The sequence below is a fragment of the Immundisolibacter sp. genome, from assembly GCF_041625615.1.
Lineage (GTDB): Bacteria > Pseudomonadota > Gammaproteobacteria > Immundisolibacterales > Immundisolibacteraceae > Immundisolibacter.
Map to the genome: position 1 here is coordinate 1 of NZ_JBFJTF010000229.1, position 1,823 is coordinate 1,823.

Annotated in this window: 2 protein-coding genes and 1 pseudogene; all 3 read right to left on the reverse strand. The window is 73.3% G+C overall.

Going from position 1 to position 1,823, the window contains the following annotated elements:
- Positions 1 to 865 (reverse strand): NnrS family protein (locus ABYX71_RS11785; RefSeq protein WP_372696686.1); only part of this gene is annotated, 865 nt, incomplete at its 3' end.
- Between the two features lie 26 nt (positions 866 to 891).
- Positions 892 to 1,458 (reverse strand): hemerythrin domain-containing protein, encoded by a 567-nt coding sequence (locus ABYX71_RS11790; protein ID WP_372696687.1) that lies wholly within the window; start codon positions 1,456 to 1,458, stop codon positions 892 to 894.
- Positions 1,459 to 1,516: 58 nt separating this feature from the next.
- A pseudogene (locus ABYX71_RS11795) lies at positions 1,517 to 1,823 on the reverse strand (nitric oxide dioxygenase); the annotation flags it as partial.

Consider the following 1,823-nt stretch of genomic DNA (forward strand, 5'->3'; position numbering starts at 1 on the left):
CCGCCAGCGCCAGCACCAGCCAGCCGTAGCCGACGTGCAGTGACCACACCAGCGGCACGCGCCACGCACCCGGCTGCCACCCGCGTGCCAGGCGCAGGCCGTGCAGCAGCGCAAGGACCGCCAGCAGCGGCGCCAGGCGCGGGTCGGGCGACAAACCCACGCCGCCGGCCGCTGCCGCGGCAAGCACCAGCAGGCCGCCCACGGCGGCGTGTTGCAGCCACGCCGGCGCCGGTGGCGGGGCAGGGCGGCCCAGCCCGCTGGCCGTGAACAGCGGAATCACCCGCCCGCCGATGACGGCGATGACGGTGCCGATCAGCCACAGCGCCGCCCACGCCGCCTGCCGCAGCAGGCCGAAGTCACCCTGCGCCAGGGCATACACGCTGGCGGCGTCGGCGGCCGTCAGCAAGGCCAGCAGGCCGACCAGCGGGTAATTGCGCCGCTGCCCGGCACGGGCCAGCTGCCAGCCCAGCCGCGCCGCCACCAGCGGCACGAACAGCAGCTCGACCGCCGCCAGCGCCGGCCACGGCGCGGCCGGCCACAGCCAGCCGATCCGCGCCGCCAGCCACAGCGCGAACAGCGCCGCCAGCGGTCGGCCGGCCAGGCCGGGCGACCCGGTCCAGGTGCGCACGGCGGTCAGCAGGAAGCCGGCGATCACCGCCACGGCGAAGCCGAACGGCATTTCGCGCAGATGCCAGGCCAGCCAGCCGCCACGCGGTGCGAACCCGCCCAGCCAGCCAAGATAGGCGGCGGCCCACAGCGCCACCGCCAGCACGGCAAACACCGCCGCGCCAAAGAAGAACGGCCGGAACGCCAGGCCGAACAGCGCCCGGCCGGACGGGCCGGTGGGGGGAATGGCGGGCGTCATCGGCCGGCGAGTGGAAATGCCCGCGTTCAGGCCGGTGCCTGCCCGAGCAGCGCGGCCATCTCCTCGGCAAAGGCCACGTAGCGGTCGTGGTCCTGCCCCAGCTCGATTTCCGCCTGCTCGAAGCGCGCGTTCAGCGCGTCCAGCTCCGCCGGGGTGAACAGGCGCTCGGCCATCGGAAACACCATCTGGTCTTCCTTCCAGATGTGGTTCGGGTACAGCTGCTGGAGCGCGGCGATGGCCCCGTGCAGTGCGGCCGGGGCGTCGTTGTCGCCACGCTCCAGGGCGTCGATGGCCGCCGCCAGGGCGCCGACCCGCTCGCGTCCGAGCACGTGTTCGCGCCGCAGCGCCTCGAGCGGGCAGCCGCCGTGCGGCACGCCCTTGTCCTCCATGGCCGGGAACAGGATGGCCTCTTCCTTGGCGTGGTGGCACTGGTCGGCGAACTCGCGCATGAAGGCGACGATGGTTCGCAGGCGTGCAGGGTCCGGCCGGTCGCCTGCGGCCAGCGCCTGATCGATGGCGCTCAGGCCGTGCACCACCTGCAGGATGTGGTGATGCTCGTGCGTGAGCTGCTGGATGGGGTTGTCATGGGGCATGGTGGATTCCTCCTCCGGATGGGGGCAGGGTCAGCCGCCGGCAGCGCTGCAGATCCTCTCAGGTCTCCAGCGCCGCTGCCGGGCCGAAGAACTCCCAGTGCATCTGCGCCGGCGGTACGCCAAGCTCGCCCAGGGCCCGCTTCACGGCCGCCATGAACGGTGGCGGGCCGATGAAGTAGGCGTCCATGTCGCGCGCCTGCGGCAGCCAGCGCGCCAACAGCTCGGTGCCTGCGCGGCCGTGGGCGTCCACCGGTAGGGTGCCGGCCTGTTCGTGACAGTAGAAGCGTCGTGCCTGCGGGCTGCGTGCGACCAGGTCGTCCACCCAGTCCCGAAACGCATGCACCGCCGCATTGCGCGCGAAATGC

What these genes read in the sequence shown, in the direction of transcription:
- ABYX71_RS11790 (WP_372696687.1), bottom strand. Translation starts at nt 1,458, where the DNA reads ATGCCCCATGACAACCCCATCCAGCAGCTCACGCACGAGCATCACCAC.